Origin of the sequence: Micromonospora sp. NPDC005203 (assembly GCF_042872705.1) — a bacterium.
Lineage (GTDB): Bacteria > Actinomycetota > Actinomycetes > Mycobacteriales > Micromonosporaceae > Micromonospora.
On sequence record NZ_JBIAKV010000001.1, the window covers coordinates 138534 to 162901 of the forward strand.

The window sequence follows — 24368 nt, forward strand, 5'->3', positions numbered from 1 at the left end:
CGGGATCCGGTGGCCGTCGTCATTCCGTTGCTGAGGGGCAAGTAGTTGGTCAGGCCCCGGTGATAGAGTCCGCCCGGTCCAGGTCAAGGGGGTTCCAAATGGCGTTGAGCACCGAAGAGAGTGGTCGGCTCGCCGCGCTGCTCAGCGGGCAGGCCGAACGGGTCACGACTCGGTGGACCGAGATCGTCACCAGTTCGTTGCGGGGCCGGCTGAGCCAGGCCGAGCTGCGCCGGCAGGTCCAGGACCTGCACAGCGCCATCCTCATCACCAGTGAGCAGGGCGACATCGACCTGTCCGCCGACAACGCCGCCGAGTTGCGCGCCGCGCTCAGCGAGCTGTCCCGTGGCCGGGCCCGGCAGGGCTTCTCCGCCACCGAGACCACGGTCAGCATCTTCGCGCTCAAGGACGTGCTGGCCGAGCTGGTGCAGGAGGCCGGCGGCGACACCGCGCTGCCCGACTACGTCGCCTTCTCGAAGCTGGTCGACGAGATGGGCCTGTTCACCTTCGAGAGCTTCGTCCGCACCCGGGAGAGCCTGATCGCCGACCAGGCCGAGCAGCTGCTCGAACTCTCCACGCCGGTGGTCAAGCTGTGGGAGGGCGTGGTGGCCGTCCCGCTGGTCGGCACGCTGGACTCGGCCCGGGCCCAGGTCGTGATGGAGCGGCTCTTGCAGACCCTGGTCGACACCGGCTCCCCGTACGCGATCATCGACATCACCGGCGTCCCGGCGGTGGACACCCAGGTCGCCCAGCACATCCTGAAGACCGTGGTGGCCGCCCGGCTGATGGGTGCCGACTGCATCATCTCCGGCATCCGACCGCAGATCGCGCAGACCATCGTGGCGCTCGGCATCGAGTTCGGCGACATCGCCACCAAGGCGAGCCTCGCCGACGCGCTGCGTCACGTGCTGCGGCTCAACGGGGTGGAGACGCCCCGCCGCCAGCAGCCACGCCGGGGCGTCTGATGGAACGTGTGCCGATCCTCAAGATCGGCGACATCCTGCTCGTCTCGATCCAGCTGGACATGTCCGACCAGACGGCGGTTCAGCTCCAGGAGGATCTCGCCGAGCGGATCGTCGACACCGGCTGCCACGGCGTCATCATCGACATCACCGCGCTGGACATCGTCGACTCCTTCGTCGGGCGGATGCTCTCCACCATCGCGTCGATCTCCAAGGTGCTCGACGCGGAAACGGTGGTGGTCGGGATGCGTCCCGCCGTCGCCATCACCCTTGTCGAACTGGGGCTGTCGCTGAACGGCATCCGTACCGCGCTGAACGTCGAGCGTGGCATGGAGCTGATCGCGGCGGCCCACGCCGACGAGTTCGACTACCAACTCGACGACGATCCGGACGCCGAGACGGCCACGACGTGACCGCGGGCATCGACCTGGGTCAGCCGCAGACGCAGGCGGTCCAGAGCGACGAGGACGTGGTGCGCGTCCGGCAGTTGGTCCGCGCCGTGGCGGTGGCCGTCAAGCTGTCCCTCGTCGACCAGACCAAGGTGGTCACCGCGGCGAGCGAGCTGGCCCGCAACACCCTGGTGTACGGCGGCGGCGGCTCGGCTGAGGTGACAACCGTGGAGAACGGCCGGCGCAAGGGCGTGCGGATCGTGTTCGCCGACTCCGGGCCGGGCATCCCAGACCTGGACCTGGCCCTGACCGACGGCTACACCACCGGCGGCGGCATGGGCCTCGGGCTCAGCGGGTCCCGTCGACTGGTCGACGAATTCGAGATCGAGACGTCTCCCGATTCGGGCACGCGGATCACGGTCACCAAGTGGTCCCGGTGAACGCCGATCCGGTCACCGACAGTGGCATCTGGTTCCGGGTGGAGGCCAGCAGCGCGGCGAGTGCCGTCCGGCGCGCTGCCGAACGCCTCGGTGCCCAGCTGGAGATGGGTGCGGCCCGCATCGCCGACCTGGCTATCGTCGCCGCCGAGCTGACGAGCAACCTGGTCAAGCACGCCGACGACGGCGTCCTGCTGCTCCGGCCGGTGCGTCGCGCCGGCGAGGCCGGCGTCGAGTTGATCGCCATCGACTCCGGGCCCGGCATGGCCGACCTGACCGTCTCGTCGCAGGACGGGCACTCCACCACCGGCACGCTCGGCATCGGTCTGGGTGCCATCGTCCGGCAGGCCAGCTGGTTCGACGGATACTCCCTGCCCGGCCGGGGCACCGTCCTCGCCGTGCAGGTCTGGCCGGCGGAGCCGGCGCTGCCGTCCTGGGCCGGTGCCCTCACCCGGCCGCTGACCGGCGAGACGGTCAGCGGCGACGGATACGCCGTCCGGATCGCCGACGGACGTCACCAGGTGCTGGTCAGCGACGGGTTGGGTCACGGCCCGCTGGCCGCCGCCGCCACCGACGCGGCGCTCGCCGCGTTCCGGAACGCCCCGGCCGGGCCACCGGCGGCGGTGGTGGGTCACCTGCACCGGAGCATGTCGCACACCCGGGGCGCCGCGCTCGCGGTCGCCGAGCTGGAGCCGGCGGCCGGCATACTGCGCTACGCGGGGCTGGGTAACATCTCCGGCGTGGTCGTCGAGGGTGACGGTCAGCGCCGTGGGCTGGTGTCACTGCCCGGCATCGCCGGCCACCAGCGGCCGACAATCCGGGAGTACGACTACCCGTTCGCTCCGGGCGCCCGGCTGGTGATGCACAGCGACGGAGTGGTCGACCGCTGGCGGTTGGGCGACTACCCGGGCCTGGCGGAGCGGTCCCCGCTGGTGATGGCCGCGACACTGCTGCGCGACGCCGGTGTACGACGCGATGATGCCTGCGTACTGGTCGCGAGGTCCTGGGCATGACCGGCGAGCCGGCGCTGCCCTTGCTGCAGATGGCGCTGCGGGTCGAGCAGGACATCTTCGTGGTCCGCCAACGGGGCCGTGAGGTGGCCGCGGTGGTCGGCCTCGAACGGCAGGACCAGGTGCGGATCGCCACCGCGCTCAGCGAGGTGGCCCGGGATCTGCTGCGCACGACCGGCGGCGCGGACGTCGCCTTCCACATCGACGCGGGCGCTGACGGCCGGTTCCACCTGCGCGCCGACCTGGCCCCGGTGACCGCGCTTCCCGACGGTGACTACCAGCCCCAGTCCGGCGCGGTGTCCCGCCTGGTCGACACACTGAGCGTGTCGACAGTCGAGGGGGTTACGGTCGTACGGATGTCCCGACGAGTTCCGGCCAGCGCGCCGACGCCGACCCCGGAGCGGCTCGCCGAGTTCCGCATGGAACTCGGTCGTACCGCGCCGGCCAGCGCGCTGGACGAGTTGACCGTGCAGAACGGGCAGCTCATCGCCGCGCTCGACGAGGTGCGCAGTCAGCGCGACGAGCTGGCCGTTCTGAACGAGGAGCTGGCCGAGACCAACCGGGGTGTGCTGGCGCTCTACAACCAGCTCACCGAGGAGTTGGAGGAGACCAACCGGGGCGTCGTCGCCCTCTACGCCGAGCTGGACGAGAAGTCGGCGCAACTACGCGCGGCGAGCGAGTCGAAGAGCCGGTTCCTGGCCAACGTCAGCCACGAGCTGCGCGCCCCGGTCACCGCGATCATCGGGTTGGGGCGGCTGCTCACCGACTCCGCCTCCGACCCGCTCACCGAGGAGCAGGGCCGCCAGGTCGATCTGATCCGCTCGTCGGCGGCGGACCTGCTCGATCTGGTGAACGAGTTGCTGGACCTCGCCAAGGCGGAGTCCGGCCGGATCGAGCCGGAGTGGGCGGACGTCGACCTGCGTCCGGTCTTCGGTCAACTGCGCGGCACACTGCGTGCGCTGGCCACCCGCCCGGGGGTGGAGCTGGTGGTGGAGGAGCCGGCCGCGCCGGCCACGCTGCGCACCGACGAGGTGCTGCTCGGCCAGGTGCTGCGCAACCTGCTGCACAACGGGTTGAAGTTCACCGAGCGTGGCGAGGTGCGCCTGGGGGCCCGCCGGCGCGGCGACCGGTGGGACTTCGAGGTCAGTGACACCGGCCCCGGCATCGCTGTCGAGCTGCACGACCGGATCTTCGAGGAGTTCTACCAGGTGCCGGGCGCCACCCGGGTCGGCGGCACCGGCCTCGGCCTGCCGTACGCCCGGCGGTTGGTGACACTGCTCGGCGGGACGCTGGAGCTGACCAGCGTGCCGGGCCGGGGCAGCACATTCACCGTCTCCCTGCCCATCGGCGGGGAGTGACAACATGGACGGCATGCCGGCAACCATTCTGGTCGTCGACGACAGTCGTACCAAGCGTTACCTGCTGGTCAGTTGGCTGACCCGGGCCGGGTTCACCGTGCTCGAGGCCGAGAACGGCGCGGAGGCGCTGGCGCGGGTCGAGGTGGACCGGATCGACCTGGTGGTCCTCGACGTCCGGCTGCCCGACCTGAGCGGGTACGAGGTCTGCGAGCAGATCAAGGTGCGGCACCCGGCGATGCCGGTGATCCACGTGTCGGCGCACGCCGTCGACGTGGCCGACCGCGCCCAGGGGCTGACCCGGGGCGCGGACGCGTACCTGACCGAGCCGATCGAGCCGGAAGAGCTGATCGCCACCACCAAAGCGGTGCTGCGGTACTACCAGGCCCGGCAGCGCGCCGAACTGCTCGCCGAGCGACTGCTCGGGCTGGCCGACACGACGGTGGCGGTGCACGCCGCACCGAACTTCGCACGCCTCCTGGAGGCCGCCGCGGAAGGGGCCGCCCAGATCTTCAAGAGCCCGTCGGCGGTGATCGCCGAGACGTTCGACGGTGACTGTCTCGCCGGGATCTGCGCCGGCCCCGGCGTGGCGGCGGAGGTGGTGCCGTGGGTCGTCGACGACACCGGAGTGCCGACCGGTGCCACCGTACGGGTGGAGACCCCGGCGAACTGGGCTCTGGTCGACTGGCCGGCGGACGACACCGTGACCGTCGCCGCCGCCCGGCTGCGGGAGGACCGAGCCCCGCTGTACGTGGTGGTCCCGACCGTCACCCAGACCGCTCGGACCCCGGTGCTCGTGCAGTTGGCCCAGGCGGTGGCGGCGGCCGTCGAGGGGCAGCGCTCCTTCGACGAGGAGCACCGGATCGCGGTCACTCTCCAACGCAGCCTGCTCCCGCGCGGGTTGCCCACGGTCGCCGGACTGGACTTCGCGGTGCGCTACGAGCCGGCCAGCGCGCAGACCGAGGTGGGCGGCGACTTCTATGAGTTGGTGATGCTCGACGGGCACCTGTTGCTGGCGATCGGCGACGTGGCCGGACACTCGCTGCACGCGGCGACAGTGATGGCCGAGCTGCGCCACGCGGTGCGGGCGTACGCCGTGGAGGGGCACCAGCCCGGCGAGATCCTGCACCGGGTCAACGAGCTGATGCGGACACTGTTGCCGGACGAACTGGCGACGCTCTGCGTACTGCTGCTGCACCCGCCGACCGGTCGGGTCCGGCTGGCCAGCGCCGGGCACCTCCCGCCGTTGCTCAACCTGGGCGGCACTGTCGAGTTCGTGCAGCACTCCGCGCCGCTGCTCGGCGTCCGCGCGCCTCGCCCGGCCGACCTGGAATTCGTGCTGCCGGCCGGTGCCACGCTGGTGTTCTACACCGACGGGTTGATCGAACGACGGGACGCCACGATCGACGAGGGGCTGGCCGCGCTGGCTGCGGTCGCCGCCACCGTCGACGACGACCTGGACCGGTTCTGCGCCCGGCTGCTTGTCGAGTTGGCCCCGTCGGAGATCCAGGACGACGTCGCCGTGGTCGTCCTGCGCCGCCGCTGAGCCTGCGCGGGCCGGCTGCCTGCGGCGTCGGCTTTCCGGCGGTGCTGGCTTTCCGGCGGTGCTGGCTTTCCGGCGGTGCCGGCTTCAGTGCACCGAGCGGGCGTAGGCGGCGGGGGACACCCCGGCCACGGCGGTGAAGTCCCGGACCAGGTGAGCCTGATCGCTGTAGCCGAGGTCGGCGGCGAGATCCGCCCAGCTCAGCGGGCCGCCGGCGGCCTGTTCGACGGCCTCCTGGAGTCGGTAGCGGCGGATCACCCACTTCGGCCCGACCCCTACGTACTCCATGAAGAGTCGCTGCAACCGGCGTACCGGAAGGTCGTGCCGCGCGGCGAAGTCGCCGACCCGCAGCACGGTCCGGTCGGCGCGGATCGCCTCGGCCAGCCGGACGGCCTCCTCGGCCATCGGGTCCGGCTCCGGGTCCCAGGCGCTGAGCAGGGCGTCCAACGCGCGGCAGCGCTCGTCGTCGGTGGCGGCGCACACCCCGTCGTGGGGTACCGCCAGCCGGCCAGCGGGCAGCGGCACCCGGCGGCCGGTCAGTTCGCTGACCGGCCGACGCCAGAACGGGCGGAACCCACCCGGGCGGAACTGCACCCCGCACACCCGGCCGGTGCCGGTGAGCGTGATCCGGAACAGGTCGCGGCCCACCCCGGCCACCTCGCCGCACTCGGGCATCTCACCGTCTTGCCGGAACACCACGTTCACCGCCGGATGTGGCACGACACGCTGCTCGAACGGAGCGCTCAACGCCCAGTCGATCAGCCAGTAGTGCTCCACCCAGGGGCGGAGCGACTCCACCGGCAGGCGTCGACGGAACCGGACCTCGCGCAGCATGCGCCCGGGGTCGAGGATCCCCCGGCTGTCGCCACGCGGTCGGTGTCGCATTTATTCAAGACCACCCTCATACGCTGGCCCTATGACCACTCAGACTAGCGACCTGCTGGCGGCTGCCGCGCCGCGAACCGTCGCGGTGGTGCGCGGCATCGCCGACGACCAGTTCGATCTGCCCACCCCGTGCCGCGACTACCTGGTCCGCGATCTCCTCAACCACCTGTTCGAGGTGGTGGTCAACTTTCAGGACCTGGCCAACAAGCGGCAGGTGGAGTGGGCCGACAAGCCCGACCACCTGACCGACGGCTGGCAGGATCGGTTCAAGACGGAGACCGACAAGTTGATCGGAGCCTGGTCGGACCCGTCGACCCTGGAGGGTGTGTCGCCGGGCATGGGCCTGCCGCAGACCGTCATCGGCGGTATGGCCCTGCTGGACCTGACCGTGCACGGTTGGGACCTCGCCGTCGCCACCGGTCAGGCGTACCAGCCGGCCCCGGAGGCGGTGGCCGAGCTGCACGGACTGGTCGAGCAGTTGGGCCCGACGGCCCGCAAGATGGGCGTCTTCGCCGACCCACCGCCCACCCCGGCCGCGACCCCAGCCGCCGCCCAGACCCCGCCCCCCGACCTGGCCCGCCTCCTGACCCAAACCGGCCGCACCCCCACCTGGCCCCCCACCCCGTAACCCCACCCGCCCGCCCACCCCCACGCACCCCCGCGCACCCCGACTCGGGTCGATCATGAGGTTATTGCGCGTCCGCGCTGCGTGTCGTGGCGATAACTCCACGAGCAAACGGCGGAAGGCGAAGGGGGCCTGAGCGGCCGTGCCTTCGGGCGGGTCAGGCGGTGAGTAGCCCGGAGGAGAGCGCGATCAGCGCGCCGACCACAGCCGAGCAGCAGCAGACCAGGAGGCCGGCGACCACCGCGAGGATCAACCAGACCCGGCGATCCCGCGCCATCGCCGCGAAGCTCGGCCGGCGGACGTTCTCGGCAGGCCCGCCGTCACCATCCGTGGTCCCGGTCACCCCGGAAGTCTAGGCCGCGACATCCGCCGCGAGCGGAAAGGCCAGGTCGCGCGGTGTTCGCAGACACGCGATCCATTCATGATCGCGCTCGATCGTGGAAGTCAACGCCGTTGCGTGAGGCGGAATGACTGTTCGTCAACCGATCCTGCATCGCGATCTTGCACTTTCTGCCCCGACATTAGGGTGCATTACCGCCTAAACCGGCGACAGAAAGTGCAAGATCGGCGCGATTCTCCTGCTCGACGTGGCTTGATCTACAAGGCACGACAGTCAGCAGCGGGTTGACCCGTTGGCCGCCGCCCTAACGCAACGGCGTTGTCACGGAAGCGGGCCGCCGAGGGGGCTACTTCCACGATCGAGCGCTCATCGGGCCGCGCCGGCGTGATCGACTGGTCAGGCGCGGCCGATGCGGTCCAGGATCCAGGCGTTGATGAACGCCTCCTCGCGCCAGGAGTCGTAGCGACCGCTCGGACCGCCGTGCCCGGCGCCCATCTCGGTCTTGAGCAGGTAGTCGCCGTCCGGGGCGACCGCCCGCAGCCGGGCGATCCACTTCGCCGGTTCCGAGTAGAGCACGCGGGTGTCGTTGAGGCTGGTCACCGCGAGGATCGCCGGGTAGTCCACCGCGGCGACGTTCTCGTACGGCGTGTAGGACTTCATGTACGCGTACACCTCGGGGTCCTCAAGCGGGTTGCCCCACTCCTCCCATTCGGTGACGGTCAACGGCAGCGACGGGTCGAGGATCGACGTGAGCGCGTCCACGAACGGCACCTGCGCGACGATGCCGGTGAACGCGTCAGGTGCCAGGTTGGCCACCGCGCCCATCAGCAGGCCGCCGGCCGAGGCTCCGCGGGCGACCAGCCGGTCGCTGGCCGTCCAGCCGGCCTTGACCAGGTGCCGGGCGCAGGCGACGAAGTCGGTGAAGGTGTTCTTCTTGGCCAGCAGCTTGCCCTGGTCGTACCAGCGTCGGCCCATCTCGCCGCCGCCCCGGGTGTGCGCCACCGCGAAGACCACGCCCCGGTCCAACAGTGACAGCCGGGCCACCGAGAACCACGGGTCCATGCTGGCCTCGTACGAGCCGTAGCCGTACAACTCGCAGGGTGCCGAGCCGTCCCGGGGGGTGCCGACCCGGCAGACCAGCGAGATCGGCACTCGGGTGCCGTCGTCGGCGAGTGCCCAGTCCCGGTGCTGCTCGTACTCGGCCGGGTCGTACGGCCGTCCGTCCGGGCCGGGCAGCACCGGCTTCTGCTTGCGCAGCACCATCTGCCTGGTGACCAGGTCGTAGTCGTACACGGAGTCGGGCGTGACAAGCGAGGAGTAGCGCAGGCGGACCTGTCCGGTGCGGTACTCCGGGTTGGCGTCGAGGCCGACGCTGTACAGCGGCTCGGGGAAGTCGATGTCGTACGAGTCGTCGCTGCCCACCGGCAGCACCCGCAGGCCGGTGAGCCCGTCGGTGCGCAGTGACACGACCAGGTGGTTGGCGAAGGCGTCCACGGCCTCCAGCCGGGTGCCGGGGGTGTGTTCGATCACCGGCACCCAGTCGCCCGGCGCGTCCGCCGAGGTGAACGCCAGCGCGAAGTCCTCCGCGCCGTCGTTGTGCAGGATCAGGAAACGGTGGCCGTGGTGCTCCACCGCGTACTCGACGCCCTGCCGGCGGGGGGCGATGACGGTCGGCGCGCCGGTCGGGTTGCCGGCGGGGATCACCAGGACTTCGCTCGTCACCTTGCTGTGGATGTCGATCAGGATGAACTTCTCCGACCGGGTCAGCTCCACACCCACCCAGAACCGCTCGTCGTCCTCCTGGTGGACCACCACGTCGTCCCCGGCGGCGGACCCGACGGTGTGCCGCCAGACCCGGTTGGGCCGCCAGGCGTCGTCCACCGTCACGTAGAACAGCACCGACGCGTCGGCCGACCAGGCGGTGCCGTAGAACGTGTCCGGTACCTCGTCGGGCAGCACCTCGCCGCTGGACAGGTCCTTCACGCGCAGCGTGAACCGCTCGTCGCCAGAGAAGTCGGTGGAGTAGGCCAACCAGCGACCGTCCGGACTGACGTCGAACGCGCCCAACGAGAAGAAGTCGTGCCCCTCGGCGAGCAGGTTGCCGTCGAGCAGCACCTCCTCGCCGTCGAGCGGGGCACCGTCGGTGCTGACCGGCGGTTCGATCTCGCCGTCGCGGACCGCGCGCCGGCACTGCACCCCGTACTGCTGTCCCTCGACCGTCCGGGTGTAGTACCAGTGCCCGCCCTTGCGGGTCGGCACGGACAGGTCGGTTTCCCTGGTGCGTCGGCGGGTCTCCTCGAACAGTGCCTCGCGGAGCGCGGCCAGGTGCGCCGTGCGCGCGTCGGTGTACTCGTTCTCGGCGGTCAGGTAGGCGATCGTCTCCGGGTCGTCCTTGGCGGCGAGCCAGGCGTACTCGTCGACGACGGTGTCGCCGTGGTGCCTGCGCTCGCTGGGCACCCGCTTCGCCGCGGGCGGGGCAGTCTCGGTGGTCACGGCGGCCACGTTACCGGTCGGCGCCCGCGGTGAGCCGAACCAGCGGCATCCCGATCAGCATCACCTCGGCTTTCGAACACATGTACGATAGCCGGCATGGCGGCAGCAGCGAGTTCCCTCGGCCGGTCCGGCGCTCTCGAGATCACTCGGCGACTGGCGGCGATCTGTGGTCCGCCGTTCTCCCGGCTCGGGGGTGCGGCCGACGAGGTGGCGGGGCGGCGGGCACGCTGGGTGGCGGTGCCGGGCGGCCCGCACGCCGCCGCCGAGGTGCTGCGGTTGGCTGCCGCGCACGACCTGGCGGTGGTGCCCCGGGGAGCCGGCACCAAGATTGACTGGGGTGCCACACCCGTGCAGGTCGACATCATGCTCGACACCGGCCGGCTGGCCGGCATCGGTCACGAGCCGGTTGGCGCGCCGGCGGCCGAGGTGGGTGCCGGCACCCCGCTGCGAGCGGTGCAGTCCACGCTGGAGCGCACCGGGCAGCGGCTGGCGATGGACGCCCCGTCACCGGGCGCGACCCTCGGCGGGGTGCTCGCCGCCGGTGAGGCCGGTCCGCTGCGCCACCGTCACGGCAGCCCCTGCGACCAACTGCTCGGTCTCCGTTACCTCTCCGCCGACGGCGAGTTGGTCAGCGCCGGTGGCGGCGCGCCGGGCCTCGACCTGGCCCGGCTGCTCTGCGGCTCGCAGGGCGCGCTCGGTGTGCTGGTCTCGGCGAGTCTGCGGGTGCAGCCGATGCCGGCGAGCCGGCTCTGGGTGTCGCGGCCGGTGTGGACGCCGCTGGAGGTGCACGAGCTGATCCGGACGATCCTCGCCGCCCGACTGGAGCCGGCGGCCGTCGAGTTGGACCTGCCGGGAGCCACTCCCCGACCACGTACGCCGTACCCGCCCGGCCACCCGTCCGCGGCGGCTCGGGAGCGTCATCCGTCGATGTCCGGGCGGTCCGATGTCCCGTCCCGGGCGGGCAGCCTGGTGGTGCTGCTGGAGGGTGGGCCGGCCGACGTCACCGAGCGCGCCGAGCGACTGGTCGGCCTGCTGCACGGGGAGGCGACGATCGCCCACTCCGCGCCGACGTGGTGGCGTCGCTACCCGTTCGCGCCCGGCGACACGGCGCTGCGCCTGGAGGTGCCGATCGGCGACCTGCACGCCGCCGTCTACGCGCTCCGCGACGCGGCCGGCGCGCCGGTGCCGGTGCGCGGGTCGGCCGGGCTGGGTGTGGTGCACGCGGCACTGCCCGGAGCGTTGGCCCCCGACCGGGTGGCGTCCATCCTGGCTGCCGTCCGGGGGGTGCTGCTGGCCCGGCACGGCCGCTGTGTGGTGGTCTCCGCTCCGGCGGCGGTCCGCGAGGCCGTCGACCTCTGGGGCGAGTTGGCCGGCCTGGCCCAACTGCGGGCCGCCAAGGAGCACCTCGATCCGGACCACCGGCTCGCCCCCGGGCGCCTGCCCGGCGGTCTGTGAGCCCCGCCCGGGTCGGTCAGTCCATCCACCACCTGTGCATGTCCAGCAGCGGCGGGGTAAGCCGGACCACCAGCACCAGCAGGGTGCCCGCCGCGCCGGCCAGCAGCAGCGTTCGGGTTACCCGGGGGAGACTCTCGTGCTCTCGGACTGCCCTGATCAACGCGACGAACGCCAGCGGCGGCCCGAGCACCGCCCCCGCCAGGTACAGCATCGCCAGCAGGCCGTGCAGCCAGTAGGACAGCATGTCCTTCGGGTCGTACGCGCCGGTCAGCATCTCGGCCGGGCCGACGCCGGCGGCCGCCATCCGACCCAGGTAGAGCGCCAGCACGGCGAGGAACGCGCCGATGGTCGCGAACTGCGCGCCGATCAAGACGCGGACCCTCGGCCGGGAGTACGACATGTCCCGCGCAACACTCGACATGAGCGTCAATCTACCGAGCTAACCCGGAAACCGTGGGCCACGCGTACCGGTCAGGTCGCGTCGTTGCGGAGCACCAGGATGGCGATGTCGTCCCGAGGCGGCTCCACCGAGAAGTTGATCGCGGCGGAGCGCAGCCGGGCGGCCACCACGTCGGCCGAGTATCCAGCCAGGGGCGCGGCCGCGTCCCGCAGTCGGTCGGTGCCGAACAGTTCCCGGCCGCGCCGTCGTTCGGTGACGCCATCGGTGTAGAAGATCAGCGAGTCGCCCGGCCCGAGCGTGATCTTCGCCGTCGGCGAGGTGATCGTGTCGAGCAGGCCGAGCGCGGTCCCGCTGGTGCCGACGAACCCCGCACCACCCGTGGCGGCCAGCAGCACCGGCTGGTCGTGCCCGGCCAGATGCAGCGACACGTCCAACTGGCCGCCCTGGCCCGGCCCCACCGCCGCCAGCGCCAAGGTGCAGTATCGTCCGCCACCCCGCTCGACGAGCGTCTCGTTGAGCCGCGCCAATGCCTCCGGTAACGGTTTGCCGTCGCCGACCAACACCCGGATCACGTCCCGGACCAGCCCGGTCACCGCGGCCGCCTGGACGCCCTTGCCCGAGACGTCACCGATCACCACCAGCCACCGTCCGTCGGGCAGCGGCACCACGTCGTAGAAGTCGCCTCCCACCTCGGCGTCGTCGCCGGTGGGCACGTACTCGGCGGCGAAGCCGATCCCGTCCACGAGCGGCAGCACCGGCGGCAGCAGCGACTGCTGGAGCGTCTGCGCCACCCGGCGACGTTCGGCGTGGATCCGGGCGTTCTCGATGGCCAGGGCGGCCCGCCGGGCCACGTCCTCCAACACGGCCACCTCGTCCGGGTCATGCCGGTGCCGCTGGTGCCGCCCCACCGCCAGGGTGCCGAGCCGCTGCCCCCGCGCGATCAGCGGGACCGCGAAACCCTCCATGGGCCCGCCCAGGGGGATCTGTGCCGCGCTGCGGGACGCCTCGCGCAGGCGAGCCTGGATCGAGTCCGGACCGGTCTCGGCCAGCACCTTGTGCAGTTGCGGCAGCATCGACTCGTCGGCGTGGCTGGCCGCCGCGAGCCGGAGCCGGCCCCACTCGTCGGCGGTGTGCACCGCGCACCACTGGCCGAGCCGGGGCACCACCAGTTGCGGCACCAGGGCCATGGTCAGGTCGACGTCCAACGACTGGGCGAGCAACTCGCTCGCCTCGGCCAGGAACGTCAACCACACCTGCCGGCGGACGTCGGCCCGGCGCAGCCGGTCGTTCTCCAGGTGCAGCGACAGCCGCTCGGCGGTGAGCACCGCCAACGGCCGGGCGTACGCCGACGGCGCGGCGTCCAACTCCAGCTCCCCGGCGTACGGGCGCTGCACCGTCAGCGGCACCCGGAGCAGCTCACTGTCGGGGCGGGGTGGCCGACCGAAGCGGGCCAACACCTGGCGTCCCTGTCCGTCGCCCCGGTCCAGGCGGATCGTGCCGCCGGCCGCTCCCACCATCTCGGCGACCCGGCTGAGCAGGTTGGTGGCGAAGTCGGGCAGCGGATCGTCGGCGTACAGGTCGGGGGCGGTTTGCATGAGTTCGCTCATCGCGCTGGCGCTCGGCGCGGATCTGTCGGTGCTCACCCAGGGGTCGCCACCGGTGCTGCCCTCGGTCTGCGGGTCGGCACCGGGGCGGTCCAGCCGGAACCAGACACCCTTGCCGGTGGGCAGGTACGTGGTGCCCCAGCGGCTGGCGAAGTGGTCGACCAGGAGCAGACCCCGGCCCCGTTCGGAGACCTCGTCGATCTCGGTGAAGTCGTTGCGGGCGCCGACGGTCAGCTCGTCGCCGGAGCCGGGGGCGAAGTCGGAGACGGTGACGGTCAACCCGATCTGGTCGGCGACGACCTCGATGTCCAACTCGGTGCGGGCGTGCTCGACGGCGTTCGTGGTCAGCTCGGTGGTGAGCAGCAGCGCCTCGTTGACCAGTTCGTCCAGGTGTGACTCGGTCAACACGGAGCGGACCACGGCGCGGGCGGCGGCTGGAGTACGGCGGTCGGCGGGCAGGCGCACGCGCCGGGTCGCCCCGCCCCGGGCCCCGGCCGTCGCGGGCCCCGCCTCGGCTGACACCCTCGTATCCTCCACCGTTCCCCCGTCGGGTGCCAAGCCGATCATCAGTCGCGCGTCGTCCTTCCCACCATCGGAGGGGAGAGCTGATTGCCCATGCCGCGCCCCGGTGCGGCTTGTTGAGCCGCTCTGCGAGGTCTGCGAAGCCCCGGGCCAGTCTCGTCCCGATCGGGCGGATCGGGCGGCGGTCGGGGCCACCTGGCGGGTCGCGCACCCTGGCACCACGGCGCGCGCGGGCACAATATGGGGTGCCGGTGTGTCGTACGGACCGGCAGCCCCCGAGTGGAGCGAGGAATGATGACCACGGCGAAGCAGTCGGTGGCGGATCCGTCCGCGCCCGACCACGAGGCGCTCCTCGGTGAGTTGACCGAGGCACTGCGACGGATCGGTCGGGGCGACCTGAAGGTCCGGCTCCCCCGCCGCGCGGGCGCGGCCGGTGAGGTTGCGGACGCCTTCAACGAGGTGGTCTCGCTCCAGGAGCGGCAGTACCTGGACCTGCGGCGGATCAGCCGGATCGTCGGTCGCGACGGCCGGCTCACCGAGCGGCTCGACGACGAGGGGCTGGACGGCTCCTGGGCGGAGGGGCAGCGGGCCATCAACTCGCTGATCGACGACCTGGGCCGACCGACCACCGAGATCGCCCGGGTCATCGTGGCGGTCGCGGACGGCGACCTTTCCCAGCACATGGCGTTGGAGATCGACGGCCGGCCGTTGCGCGGTGAGTACCTGCGCATCGGGCGCACCGTGAACACGATGGTCGACCAGTTGTCCTCGTTCTCGAACGAGGTGACCCGGGTGGCCCGTGAGGTGGGCACCGAGGGCAAGCTGGGTGGCCAGGCCGACGTTCGGGGCGTCGCCGGCACCTGGAAGGACCTCACCGACTCGGTGAACACCATGGCGTCGAACCTGACCGGCCAGGTGCGGTCGATCTCGCAGGTGGCGACGGCGGTGGCCAAGGGCGACCTGTCGCAGAAGATCACGGTCGGCGCGCGCGGTGAGGTCGCCGAGTTGGCCGCCACGATGAACTACCTCACCGACACGCTGCGGCTCTTCGCCGAGCAGGTGACCCGGGTGGCCCGCGAGGTGGGCACCGAGGGCAAGTTGGGCGGCCAGGCCGAGGTGCCGAACGTGGCCGGCACCTGGAAGGACCTGACCGACAGCGTCAACTCGATGGCGTCGAACCTGACCGCCCAGGTCCGTAACATCGCGCAGGTCTCCACGGCGGTGGCGCGCGGTGACCTGTCGCAGAAGATCACGGTCGCGGCGCAGGGCGAGATCCTGGAGCTGAAGGACACCGTCAACACGATGGTGGACCAGTTGTCGTCGTTCGCCGACGAGGTGACCCGGGTGGCCCGTGAGGTGGGTATCGAGGGCAAACTCGGCGGCCAGGCGCAGGTGCGCGGGGTCTCCGGCACCTGGCGCGACCTCACCGAGAACGTCAACCAGTTGGCCGGCAACCTGACCAGCCAGGTGCGGAACATCTCCCAGGTCTCCACGGCGGTGGCGAAGGGCGACCTGTCGCAGAAGATCACCGTTGACGCCCAGGGCGAGATCCTGGAGCTGAAGAACACCGTCAACACGATGGTGGACCAGTTGTCGTCGTTCGCCGACGAGGTGACGCGGGTGGCCCGCGAGGTGGGCACCGAGGGCAACCTGGGTGGTCAGGCCCAGGTCAAGGGCGTCAGCGGTACGTGGCGCGACCTGACCGACAACGTGAACTCGATGGCGTCGAACCTGACCAGCCAGGTCCGCAACATCGCCTCGGTGACCACGGCGGTGGCGAAGGGTGACCTGTCGCAGAAGATCACGGTGGACGCGCGGGGCGAGATCCTGGAGCTGAAGTCGACTGTCAACACGATGGTGGACCAGCTCTCGTCGTTCGCGGACGAGGTGACCCGGGTGGCCCGCGAGGTGGGCACCGAGGGCAAGCTCGGCGGTCAGGCCCAGGTGCGCGGGGTCGCCGGCACCTGGCGGGACCTGACCGACAACGTGAACTCGATGGCGTCGAACCTGACCGCCCAGGTCCGCAACATCGCCCAGGTCTCCACGGCGGTGGCGAAGGGTGACCTGTCGCAGAAGATCACGGTGGACGCGCGGGGCGAGATCCTGGAGCTGAAGTCGACTGTCAACACGATGGTGGACCAGCTCTCGTCGTTCGCCGACGAGGTGACCCGGGTGGCCCGCGAGGTGGGCACCGAGGGCAAGCTCGGCGGTCAGGCCCAGGTCAAGGGCGTCAGCGGTACGTGGCGCGACCTGACCGACAACGTGAACTCGATGGCGTCGAACCTGACCAGCCAGGTCCGCAACATCGCCTCGGTGACCACCGCGGTGGCGAAGGGTGACCTGAGCCAGAAGATCACGGTGGACGCCCAGGGCGAGATCCTGGAGCTGAAGTCGACTGTCAACACGATGGTCGATCAGCTCTCGTCGTTCGCCGACGAGGTGACCCGGGTGGCCCGCGAGGTCGGCATCGAGGGCAAGCTCGGTGGCCAGGCACAGGTGAAGGGCGTGTCCGGCACCTGGCGCGACCTGACCGAGAACGTCAACCAGCTCGCCTCGACGCTGACCACGCAGCTGCGGGCCATCGCCCAGGTGTCCACCTCGGTGACCCGGGGCGACCTGACCCAGCGGATCGCCGTCAAGGCGCAGGGCGAGGTCGCCGAGCTGAAGGACAACATCAACCAGATGATCGTCACCCTCCGGGAGACGACCAAGAAGAACGCCGAGCAGGGCTGGTTGGACTCCAACCTGGCGCGGATCGGCGGCCTGTTGCAGGGCCAGCGCGATCTCGGCGAGGTCTGCCGCATGATCATGATGGAGGTGACCCCGCTCGTCGACGCCCAGCTCGGTGCCTTCTTCCTGGCCGACGACACCGACGGCAGCATGCGGCTGCGGCTGACCTCGTCGTACGGGTACGTGGCCCGGGGCAACGACGTCACCTTCGGGCCGGGCGAAGGGCTGGTTGGGCAGACCGCGCTGTCCCGCCGCACGATCCGGGTCAGCGCCTCTCCGAACAGCCGGCTCACCCTGCGGTCCGGGCTGGCCGAGACACCTCCGTCCGACCTGGTGGTGCTCCCCGTGCTGTTCGAGGGTGAGCTGCTCGGCGTGATCGAGTTCGCGAGCGTGTCGGCCTTCTCCGGTCTGCACCTCGCGTTCCTGGAGCGGCTGGTGCTGACCATCGGCATCGCGGTCAACACCATTCAGGCCAACCGCCGTACGGAGGAGCTGCTGGCCCAGTCGCAGCGGCTGGCGCACGAGATGCAGGAGCAGTCGGCGGAGTTGCAGCGCACCAACGCCGAGTTGGAGGAGAAGGCGACTCTGCTCTCCGAGCAGAAGGGCAACATCGAGACGAAGAACCGGGAGATCGAGCTGGCGCGGCTGGGCCTGGAGGAGAAGGCGCAGCAGCTGACCCGGGCGTCGGCCTACAAGTCCGAGTTCCTGGCCAACATGAGCCACGAGCTGCGTACGCCGCTGAACTCGCTGCTGCTGCTGGCTCGCCTGCTGGCGGAGAACTCGGAGCAGAACCTCAGCCCGAAGCAGATCGAGTTCGCCCGGACCATCCACGGCTCCGGCTCGGATCTGCTGCGCCTGATCGACGACATCCTCGACCTGTCCAAGATCGAGGCGGGTCGGATGGACGTCGAGCCGACCGAGATCCGCTTCGCCGAGCTGCGCGGCTACGTCGAGCAGGCGTTCGCGCCGCAGGCCGAGGAGAAGAACCTGGACTTCCAGGTACGGGTGAGCAAGGATCTGCCGCCAGCGCTGGTGACCGATGCGCAGCGGTTGCAGCAGATCCTGCGCAACCTGCTCTCCAACGCGGTGAAGTTCACGGACAACGGCGCGGTGACGTTGCGGATCGCCCCGGCGGCGGAGAACGCGGTCTTCGACGTACCGGCGTTGACAAACGCCCAGCAGGTGATCGCGTTCACTGTGATCGACACCGGGATCGGCATCTCCGACGACAAGCTGTCGATCATCTTCGAGGCGTTCCAGCAGGCGGACGGCACGACCAGCCGCCGCTACGGCGGCACCGGCCTGGGCCTGTCGATCAGCCGCGATCTGGCTCGGCTGATCGGCGGCACGATCACCGTGTCGTCCGCTCCCGGTCAGGGCTCGACCTTCACCCTGTTCGTACCGCAGGTGTTGGCCCCGGACGCCGTGGTCGCGCCCCAGCTTCCGTCTCCGCAGCGCGCCGGCCTGCCGTCGTCGCTGCTGATGCCGCCGCTGGAGTTGTTGCCGGAGCGGCCGGAGGCACCTGTCACCCGTCAGCTCGATGGCGCCACGGTTTTGATCGTGGATGACGACGTCCGCAACGTCTTCGCCTTGACCAGCGCATTGGAGCTGCACGGGATGACCGTGCTGTACTCGGACAACGGGGCGGACGGTGTCCGCCTGTTGGCCGAGCATCCGGAGGTGGACATCGTGCTGATGGACGCCATGATGCCGGACCAGGACGGCTACGAGACCACCCGCCAGATTCGCCGCAACCATCGGTTCGCTGATCTGCCGGTGGTGTTCCTGACCGCGAAGGCCATGCCCGGTGACCGGGAGTCGGCGCTCGCGGCCGGCGGCAGCGACTACATCACCAAGCCGGTCGACCTGGATGACCTGATCGAGTTGATGTCGTCGTGGATCAACGGCAGTCGGACCGAGGAGACTTCGTGACCCAGATCGCCAAGGCGCTGCTCGTGGACGACCGGCGGCAGAATCTGACGGCCCTGGAGGCGATCCTCCAGGGGCTGCCGGTCCAGTCCGTGGCGGTGGAGAGCGGCGAGGCGGCGCTCAAGCAGCTCCTGGTGGACGACTTCGCGGTGATCCTGCTGGACGCGCAGATGCCGGACATGGACGGTTTCGAGACGGCGAGCCATATCAAGCGCCGGGAGCGGACCCGGCACGTGCCGATCATCTTTCTGACCGCTGCGGACCGGGACGCCCAACTTGCTCTCCGGGGCTACCAGGTGGGCGCGGTGGACTACCTGACCAAGCCGTTCGACCCGTGGGTGCTGCGGGCCAAGGTGTCGGTCTTCGTCGAGCTGTGGGTGAAGACCCGGCAGTTGGCCACCCAGTCGGACCTGGTCCGGGAGCGCGACACGCAGTGGCGGCGGCTCACCGACGCGGTCGACGAGGCGACCACGCTGCTCCGCTCCGACGACTCGGAGGCCCGCGACCGGGCGGTACGCATGCTTGAGCAGGCCCGCTGGGGCAATACCGCCTGACGCTCAGACCTCGCCGGGTCTGACGTGGCCGGTGGTGGCCCGCCGGGCCCGCCAGCGCTCGCCCAGCGAGTCGAGCTCCTCCTGCACGAAGATGAAGAAGTCGCGCATCTCGGCCACCCGCTCACCGGCCGGCGTCTCCGGGCCGCCGAGGGCGACCACCCCGCCGGCGGCTGTGTCGATGAACGTCTTGTAGAGCGCGGTCTTGGTGATGGTCGCCTCGTACCAGGGGTTGTCCGGCATCCGGTAACGATCCCGTCGGGACCGGGGGACCGGCTCGCGGATCAGCATGCCGAACTGGGTGAGGTAGCGGACCGCGCCGCTGACCGCTGCCGCGCTCACCCCGAGCCGATCGCCGATCTCGGCGGCGGTGACCGGGTCGTCCGCGCTCATCACGGTGAAGAGCACCCGGGCGGCCATTCGCGGGAAACCGACCTCGGCGAAGGTCAGGGCCATCCGCTCGACGAAGAGGTGCACCGAGTCGTGGCTGTCGCCGGTTGCCATGGTGGTCCCCTCCCGCGTGCTGGTGTGACCCTCGATGCTGCCCAGTTCCTACAGTCTTCACAACTTTGTGAAACGAGTGTAGCTTCCGATATATGGAAACTCCTATTGCGGTGTCCGGCCTGGTGAAGACCTTTGGCCGGACCCGGGCACTCGACGGTCTGGACCTGACCGTCCGCACCGGCGAGGTGCACGGCTTTCTCGGCCCGAACGGCGCCGGCAAGTCGACGACCATCCGGGCACTGCTCGGCCTGCTGCGGACGGACGCGGGGGCCGTCCGCCTGCTCGGCGGTGACCCGTGGCGCGACGCGGTGGCCCTGCACCGCCGGCTGGCGTACGTGCCGGGCGACGTGACGCTCTGGCCCAACCTCTCCGGCGGCGAGGTCATCGACCTGCTGGGCCGGATGCGCGGCGGGCTGGACCCGGCCCGCCGGGCCGAACTGCTGGACTCCTTCGAGCTGGACCCGCGCAAGAAGGGGCGGGCCTACTCCAAGGGCAACCGGCAGAAGGTCGGCCTGGTGGCAGCCCTCGCCTCGGACGCCGAACTGCTCATCCTGGACGAGCCGACCTCCGGGCTGGATCCACTGATGGAGGAGGTGTTCCAACACTGGGTCCGCCGGGCCAAGGCCGACGGTCGCACCGTGCTGCTCTCCAGCCACATCCTGGCCGAGGTGGAAGCGCTCTGCGACCGGGTGACGATCATCCGCGACGGCCGGGACGTGGAGACCGGCACCCTGACCGAGTTGCGCCACCTGCGCCGCACCTCGATCGACGCCGAGCTGACCGGCCCGGCGGACGCGCTGGGTCAACTCGACGGCGTCCACGACCTGCGGGTGGAAGGGCACCGGGTGCGCTTCGACGTGGAGAACGCCGCGCTGGACACCGCGCTGCGCCGGCTCACCGAGATCGGCGTACGGAGTCTGGTCAGCCAGCCGCCGACACTCGAGGAGCTGTTCCTGCGGCACTACCAGGCCGAGCAGGTGCGGTCATGACGGCTCTCACCGGGACCCGGCACCTCGTGCGCCTCATCCTGCGCCGGGACCGGGTGCTGCTGCCGGTCTGGATCCTGCCGCTGGCGCTGCTCCCGGCCAGCTACGCCAGCGCGTACGCCGAGCTGTACCCGACCGCGGCCGAGCGGGCCGGGTACCTCGCCGGAACGGCGAGCAATCCCTCGATCGTCGCCCTGCTCGGCCCGGTGTACGGCGACAGCGTCGGCGCGCTCACCGTCCAGCGCGCCGGTCTGCTGGCGTTGATCGCCGGGCTGGTCAGCGTGCTCACCGTCGTCCGGCACACCCGGACCGAGGAGGAGGCCGGTCGGCGGGAGTTGCTGGGCGCGACAGTGCTGGGTCGGTACGCCGGTCTGACCGCCGCGCTGCTGGTGACGTACGCCGCGAATGTGCTGCTCGGCCTGCTCGCTGCCGGCGGCCTGGTCGCGGCCGGCCTGCCCGGCGCGGGTTCGGTGCTCTTCGGCGCCGGCGTGGCGCTCACCGGTGTGGCCTTCGCCACGGTCGGCGGGCTGGCCGCGCAGCTCACCGAGGGTGCGGGTGGGGCGCGCGGGCTCGGCCTGGGTGCGCTCGGGCTGGCCTTCGTGCTGCGGCTGGCCGGCGACGCCGGGGGATCCGGCGGCACCGGTGGGGACAACGAGTGGCTGAGCTGGCTCTCGCCGCTGGGCTGGTCGGCACGCAGCCGCGCCTACGCCGATGAGCGCTGGTGGATGCTGCTGCTACCGGTGCTGTTCAGCGTGGTCGTCGCGCTCGTCGCGTACCCCGTCTCGGTCCGCCGTGACCTCGGCGCGGGAGTGTTTCCGTCCCGGCTCGGCCCGGCCACCGCCGGTGCCGGCCTGGCTGGCCCGTTCGGGTTGGCCTGGCGGCTGCACCGGACCCAGCTGCTCGGCTGGACCGTCGGCTTCGGGCTGCTCGGCCTGGTGCTCGGCGGGGCGGCGGATGCCGCCGGGGAGGCGCTGCGGGGCAACCAGCAGGTGGCCGAGATCCTGTCCCGGCTGGGTGGCACGTCGGCGCTCGCCGAGGCGTACCTCGGTGGGACGTTGAGCCTGACCGCGCTGGCCGCCGCCGGGTACGGCATCCAGGCCGCGCTGCGGGCCCGGGCGGAGGAGACCGCCGGACGGGCCGAACCGCTGCTCGCGACGGCGGTGAGCCGGAGCCGCTGGCTGGCGGCGCACCTGGTCTTCGCGCTGCTCGGCCCTGCGGTGGTGCTGGGCGTCGCCGGGCTGGCCACCGGGCTGGCCTACGGGCTCAGCACCTCCGACGTCGGCGGCGAGCTGCCGCGGTTGCTCGGTGCCGGGCTGGCCCAGGTGCCCGCGGCCTGGGTGCTGTCCGGGCTGGCGGCGCTGCTGGTCGGCTGGCTGCCCCGCCTGTCCGCGGGTGCCTGGGCGGTGCTCGCCGGCTGTCTGCTGCTCGGTCAGCTCGGTGCGGTGCTGGGGCTGGACCAGTGGGCGCTGGACATCTCCCCGTTCACCCACACCCCCCAGGTCCTCAGCGAGGACTGGCCGGCAACCCCGCTGGTCGTCCTGACGGCGGTAACGGCGGCCCTGCTGACGGCGGCGCTGCTGACCTTCCGCACAAGAGACCTCCCCACCCCCTGACCCCACCCCCCTGACCCCGCTCTGACCTCGTCGATCATGGGGTTATTGCCATCCGCCTCGGCGCAATAACTCCATGATCAGCGGGGGGCAAGGGTCAGCTGGGAGGCCGGGACCGGGGACCGGGGTTAGCCGGTGGGTTGGTCGTTGCGGATCATCAGGGCGCTGCGGAGGCCGGTGATGTCCAGGACGCGGATCAGGAAATCGCCCACGTGGGTCAGCATCAGCAGGCTCTGCGCGTGGCTGGCTTTGCGGCTGAGCACGACCAGGGTGCCCAGGCCCTGCGAGTCGCAGAAGGTGACACCACCCAGATCGAGCACGATCCGCGGGGGAGGGTCCGCCAGCACCTCGTTGACCACCGTGGAGAGCTGGGCGGCCGTGAGCATGTCGATCTCACCGGCCAGGCGCAGCACTGCTTCGTCGCCCGTCCGGTGTAGCGTGATGGACAGTTCGGCACGATCCACCGGGTCAGCCTAGCGCGATCCGGCCGGCCCGGCCTGTTGAGGCCGCAAGCCGCCGCCCACCGAGGTCACGAGCCGCCGCCTCGACCCCGTGTCGACCCCGTGTCGCCGCCGCTGCCCACCGCCGGCCAGGGTGAGCCCGGTAACCCCACCGCGGGGTGGCTGCTGGTTGACCGTGTGGCGCTGACACAATGGCCGCATCGTGAGCGACATCTTTCCCGCCGGATCCGGCCGCTACCCAGCCGTTGCGCCGGCCTCCGAGGCCCTGTTCGACCGCGCCCGCGCCATCGTGCCGGGCGGGGTGAACTCCCCTGTGCGCGCCTTCCAGGCGGTCGGCGGCACCCCGCGTTTCATGGTCCGTGGCGAGGGTCCGTGGCTGTACGACGCCGACGGCCGCCGCTACGTCGACCTGGTCTGCTCGTGGGGTCCACTGATCCTCGGGCACGCCCACCCCGAGGTGGTGGACGCCGTGCAGGCCGCCGCCGCCCGGGGCACCAGCTTCGGCACCCCCACCCCGGGTGAGGTGGAGTTGGCCACCGAGTTAGTCGACCGGACCCCGATGGAGCAGGTCCGCCTGGTCAACTCCGGCACCGAGGCGACCATGTCGGCGATCCGGCTGGCCCGCGGCTTCACCGGCCGCTCCAAGATCATCAAGTTCGCGGGCTGCTACCACGGACACGTGGACGCGTTGCTCGCCGCCGCCGGTTCCGGCGTGGCCACCCTGGGCCTGCCCGACTCGCCCGGCGTGACCGGCGCGGCGGCCAGCGAGACGATCGTCCTGCCGTACAACGACATCCGGGCCGTCGAGGAGGCCTTCGCCGCCGAGGGTCCGCACATCGCCGCCGTGATCACCGAGGCCGCCGCCGGCAACATGGGCGTGGTCGCTCCCCGCGACGGCTTCAACTCCCACCTCGCCCGGATCGCGCACGCGCACGGCGCCCTGCTGGTGGTCGACGAGGTGATGACCGGGTTCCGGGTCTCCCGCGCCGGGTGGCACGGCCTCGACGCCTCCGATGCCGACCTGTGGACGTACGGCAAGGTCATGGGTGGTGGCCTGCCCGCCGCGGCGTTCGGCGGGCGCGCGGACATCATGGCGCGACTCGCGCCGGCCGGCCCGGTCTACCAGGCCGGCACACTCTCCGGTAACCCGCTGGCCTGCGCCGCCGGCCTGGCCACGCTGCGACTCGCCGACGACGCGCTCTACCGTCGCCTCGACGACACGGCCGCCGTCGTGGGCAAGCTGGCGTCCGACGCGTTGGCCACCGCCGGGGTCCCGCACCGACTCTCGTACGCGGGCAACATGTTCTCGATCTTCTTCACCGACGCCGACGTGATCGACTACGACAGCGCCCGCACCCAGCAGGTGCCGGCGTTCAAGGCGTTCTTCCACGCGATGCTCGCCGCCGGCGTCTACCTGCCGCCGAGCGCGTTCGAGTCGTGGTTCGTGTCGGCGGCTATCGACGACGCCGCTCTGGAGCACATCGCCGCAGCGCTGCCCACGGCGGCGAACGCGGCGGCAGCGGCTGGTCACGGGGGTTAGCGTGAGCGCGAGGAGTGAGCCGGTCTTGCGAGCCCCGCAG

At 71.3% G+C, this 24368-nt stretch carries 20 protein-coding genes; 13 read left to right on the forward strand and 7 right to left on the reverse strand.

The genetic code is table 11. The annotated features are described in order from the left end of the window. Positions 1-98: 98 nt before the first annotated feature. Genes ACFYPM_RS00705 through ACFYPM_RS00730 form a run of 6 tightly spaced genes read left to right on the forward strand, consistent with a single transcriptional unit; the run spans position 99 to position 5696 of the window. The gene (locus tag ACFYPM_RS00705) at positions 99-962 is read left to right on the forward strand and encodes an STAS domain-containing protein (protein ID WP_387189733.1); all 864 of its coding nucleotides are present in this window, start codon (positions 99-101) and stop codon (positions 960-962) included. After that, on the forward strand, positions 962-1372 hold the full coding sequence (locus tag ACFYPM_RS00710) for an STAS domain-containing protein (RefSeq protein ID WP_387189735.1): 411 nt from the start codon (positions 962-964) through the stop codon (positions 1370-1372). The genes ACFYPM_RS00705 and ACFYPM_RS00710 overlap by 1 nt, the downstream gene beginning before the upstream one ends. Further along, complete coding sequence (locus tag ACFYPM_RS00715; protein WP_387189737.1) at positions 1369-1788, forward strand: ATP-binding protein; 420 nt, start codon at positions 1369-1371, stop codon at positions 1786-1788. Before ACFYPM_RS00710 ends, ACFYPM_RS00715 begins: the two co-directional genes overlap by 4 nt. Further along, positions 1785-2798 carry a SpoIIE family protein phosphatase gene (locus ACFYPM_RS00720; RefSeq protein WP_387189738.1) on the forward strand — a complete coding sequence of 338 codons (1014 nt, stop codon included), beginning with the start codon at positions 1785-1787 and terminating at the stop codon, positions 2796-2798. Before ACFYPM_RS00715 ends, ACFYPM_RS00720 begins: the two co-directional genes overlap by 4 nt. Next, entirely contained in the window at positions 2795-4153 is a 1359-nt protein-coding gene (locus ACFYPM_RS00725; protein WP_387189740.1) for a sensor histidine kinase, read from the forward strand. Before ACFYPM_RS00720 ends, ACFYPM_RS00725 begins: the two co-directional genes overlap by 4 nt. A gap of 4 nt (positions 4154-4157) precedes the next feature. Next, on the forward strand, positions 4158-5696 hold the full coding sequence (locus tag ACFYPM_RS00730; protein ID WP_387189743.1) for a SpoIIE family protein phosphatase: 1539 nt from the start codon (positions 4158-4160) through the stop codon (positions 5694-5696). Between the two features lie 84 nt (positions 5697-5780). On the opposite strand, the gene ACFYPM_RS00735 is transcribed toward ACFYPM_RS00730, so the two are convergent. Next, positions 5781-6578: a DUF6597 domain-containing transcriptional factor gene (locus ACFYPM_RS00735; RefSeq protein ID WP_387189746.1), complete on the reverse strand. Its 798-nt coding sequence runs from the start codon at positions 6576-6578 to the stop codon at positions 5781-5783. Between the two features lie 31 nt (positions 6579-6609). On the opposite strand from ACFYPM_RS00735, the gene ACFYPM_RS00740 reads away from it, so the two are divergent. Beyond that, entirely contained in the window at positions 6610-7206 is a 597-nt protein-coding gene (locus tag ACFYPM_RS00740) for a TIGR03086 family metal-binding protein (protein ID WP_387189749.1), read from the forward strand. 154 nt (positions 7207-7360) lie between these two features. Here ACFYPM_RS00740 and ACFYPM_RS00745 read toward each other — a convergent pair whose 3' ends face one another. Further along, on the reverse strand, positions 7361-7546 hold the full coding sequence (locus tag ACFYPM_RS00745; RefSeq protein WP_387189750.1) for a hypothetical protein: 186 nt from the start codon (positions 7544-7546) through the stop codon (positions 7361-7363). 393 nt (positions 7547-7939) lie between these two features. Further along, a complete protein-coding gene (locus ACFYPM_RS00750) occupies positions 7940-10036 on the reverse strand; it encodes a S9 family peptidase (RefSeq protein WP_387189753.1) in 2097 nt (698 codons plus the stop codon). 96 nt (positions 10037-10132) lie between these two features. Here ACFYPM_RS00750 and ACFYPM_RS00755 point away from each other — a divergent pair, with 96 nt between their 5' ends. Further along, positions 10133-11491: an FAD-binding oxidoreductase gene (locus ACFYPM_RS00755; protein ID WP_387189755.1), complete on the forward strand. Its 1359-nt coding sequence runs from the start codon at positions 10133-10135 to the stop codon at positions 11489-11491. Positions 11492-11507: 16 nt separating this feature from the next. Here the strand turns inward: ACFYPM_RS00755 and ACFYPM_RS00760 are convergent, their stop codons facing one another. After that, positions 11508-11912 (reverse strand): hypothetical protein, encoded by a 405-nt coding sequence (locus tag ACFYPM_RS00760; protein WP_387189757.1) that lies wholly within the window; start codon positions 11910-11912, stop codon positions 11508-11510. Between the two features lie 50 nt (positions 11913-11962). Continuing rightward, on the reverse strand, positions 11963-14017 hold the full coding sequence (locus tag ACFYPM_RS00765; RefSeq protein ID WP_387189758.1) for a SpoIIE family protein phosphatase: 2055 nt from the start codon (positions 14015-14017) through the stop codon (positions 11963-11965). A 294-nt stretch (positions 14018-14311) separates the two neighbouring features. On the opposite strand from ACFYPM_RS00765, the gene ACFYPM_RS00770 reads away from it, so the two are divergent. Both ACFYPM_RS00770 and ACFYPM_RS00775 read left to right on the forward strand, forming a co-directional pair. After that, positions 14312-18679: a HAMP domain-containing protein gene (locus ACFYPM_RS00770; RefSeq protein ID WP_357244114.1), complete on the forward strand. Its 4368-nt coding sequence runs from the start codon at positions 14312-14314 to the stop codon at positions 18677-18679. Continuing rightward, positions 18676-19230: a two-component system response regulator gene (locus ACFYPM_RS00775; RefSeq protein WP_110568316.1), complete on the forward strand. Its 555-nt coding sequence runs from the start codon at positions 18676-18678 to the stop codon at positions 19228-19230. The genes ACFYPM_RS00770 and ACFYPM_RS00775 overlap by 4 nt, the downstream gene beginning before the upstream one ends. A 3-nt stretch (positions 19231-19233) precedes the next feature. Here ACFYPM_RS00775 and ACFYPM_RS00780 read toward each other — a convergent pair whose 3' ends face one another. Beyond that, the gene (locus ACFYPM_RS00780) at positions 19234-19731 is read right to left on the reverse strand and encodes a GbsR/MarR family transcriptional regulator (protein ID WP_387189760.1); all 498 of its coding nucleotides are present in this window, start codon (positions 19729-19731) and stop codon (positions 19234-19236) included. A 92-nt stretch (positions 19732-19823) separates the two neighbouring features. On the opposite strand from ACFYPM_RS00780, the gene ACFYPM_RS00785 reads away from it, so the two are divergent. Together ACFYPM_RS00785 and ACFYPM_RS00790 are read left to right on the forward strand one after the other, a co-directional pair. After that, entirely contained in the window at positions 19824-20720 is an 897-nt protein-coding gene (locus tag ACFYPM_RS00785) for an ATP-binding cassette domain-containing protein (RefSeq protein ID WP_387189763.1), read from the forward strand. After that, positions 20717-22330: an ABC transporter permease gene (locus tag ACFYPM_RS00790; RefSeq protein WP_387189765.1), complete on the forward strand. Its 1614-nt coding sequence runs from the start codon at positions 20717-20719 to the stop codon at positions 22328-22330. The genes ACFYPM_RS00785 and ACFYPM_RS00790 overlap by 4 nt, the downstream gene beginning before the upstream one ends. Before the next feature lie 125 nt (positions 22331-22455). Here the strand turns inward: ACFYPM_RS00790 and ACFYPM_RS00795 are convergent, their stop codons facing one another. Next, on the reverse strand, positions 22456-22791 hold the full coding sequence (locus tag ACFYPM_RS00795; protein WP_007454492.1) for an STAS domain-containing protein: 336 nt from the start codon (positions 22789-22791) through the stop codon (positions 22456-22458). Between the two features lie 199 nt (positions 22792-22990). On the opposite strand from ACFYPM_RS00795, the gene hemL reads away from it, so the two are divergent. Continuing rightward, positions 22991-24328 carry a glutamate-1-semialdehyde 2,1-aminomutase gene (gene hemL / locus ACFYPM_RS00800; RefSeq protein ID WP_387189767.1) on the forward strand — a complete coding sequence of 446 codons (1338 nt, stop codon included), beginning with the start codon at positions 22991-22993 and terminating at the stop codon, positions 24326-24328. The last annotated feature ends 40 nt before the right edge of the window (positions 24329-24368 follow it).

Excerpts from the sequence above, each read along its gene's own strand:
- ACFYPM_RS00705 (WP_387189733.1), top strand. The coding sequence starts at position 99 with ATGGCGTTGAGCACCGAAGAGAGTGGTCGGCTCGCCGCGCTGCTCAGC.
- ACFYPM_RS00710 (WP_387189735.1), top strand. The coding sequence starts at position 962 with ATGGAACGTGTGCCGATCCTCAAGATCGGCGACATCCTGCTCGTCTCG.
- ACFYPM_RS00725 (WP_387189740.1), top strand. The coding sequence starts at position 2,795 with ATGACCGGCGAGCCGGCGCTGCCCTTGCTGCAGATGGCGCTGCGGGTC.
- ACFYPM_RS00730 (WP_387189743.1), top strand. The coding sequence starts at position 4,158 with ATGGACGGCATGCCGGCAACCATTCTGGTCGTCGACGACAGTCGTACC.
- ACFYPM_RS00735 (WP_387189746.1), bottom strand. The coding sequence starts at position 6,578 with ATGCGACACCGACCGCGTGGCGACAGCCGGGGGATCCTCGACCCCGGG.
- ACFYPM_RS00740 (WP_387189749.1), top strand. The coding sequence starts at position 6,610 with ATGACCACTCAGACTAGCGACCTGCTGGCGGCTGCCGCGCCGCGAACC.
- ACFYPM_RS00755 (WP_387189755.1), top strand. The coding sequence starts at position 10,133 with ATGGCGGCAGCAGCGAGTTCCCTCGGCCGGTCCGGCGCTCTCGAGATC.
- ACFYPM_RS00760 (WP_387189757.1), bottom strand. The coding sequence starts at position 11,912 with ATGTCGAGTGTTGCGCGGGACATGTCGTACTCCCGGCCGAGGGTCCGC.
- ACFYPM_RS00770 (WP_357244114.1), top strand. The coding sequence starts at position 14,312 with ATGACCACGGCGAAGCAGTCGGTGGCGGATCCGTCCGCGCCCGACCAC.
- ACFYPM_RS00780 (WP_387189760.1), bottom strand. The coding sequence starts at position 19,731 with ATGGCAACCGGCGACAGCCACGACTCGGTGCACCTCTTCGTCGAGCGG.
- ACFYPM_RS00785 (WP_387189763.1), top strand. The coding sequence starts at position 19,824 with ATGGAAACTCCTATTGCGGTGTCCGGCCTGGTGAAGACCTTTGGCCGG.
- ACFYPM_RS00790 (WP_387189765.1), top strand. The coding sequence starts at position 20,717 with ATGACGGCTCTCACCGGGACCCGGCACCTCGTGCGCCTCATCCTGCGC.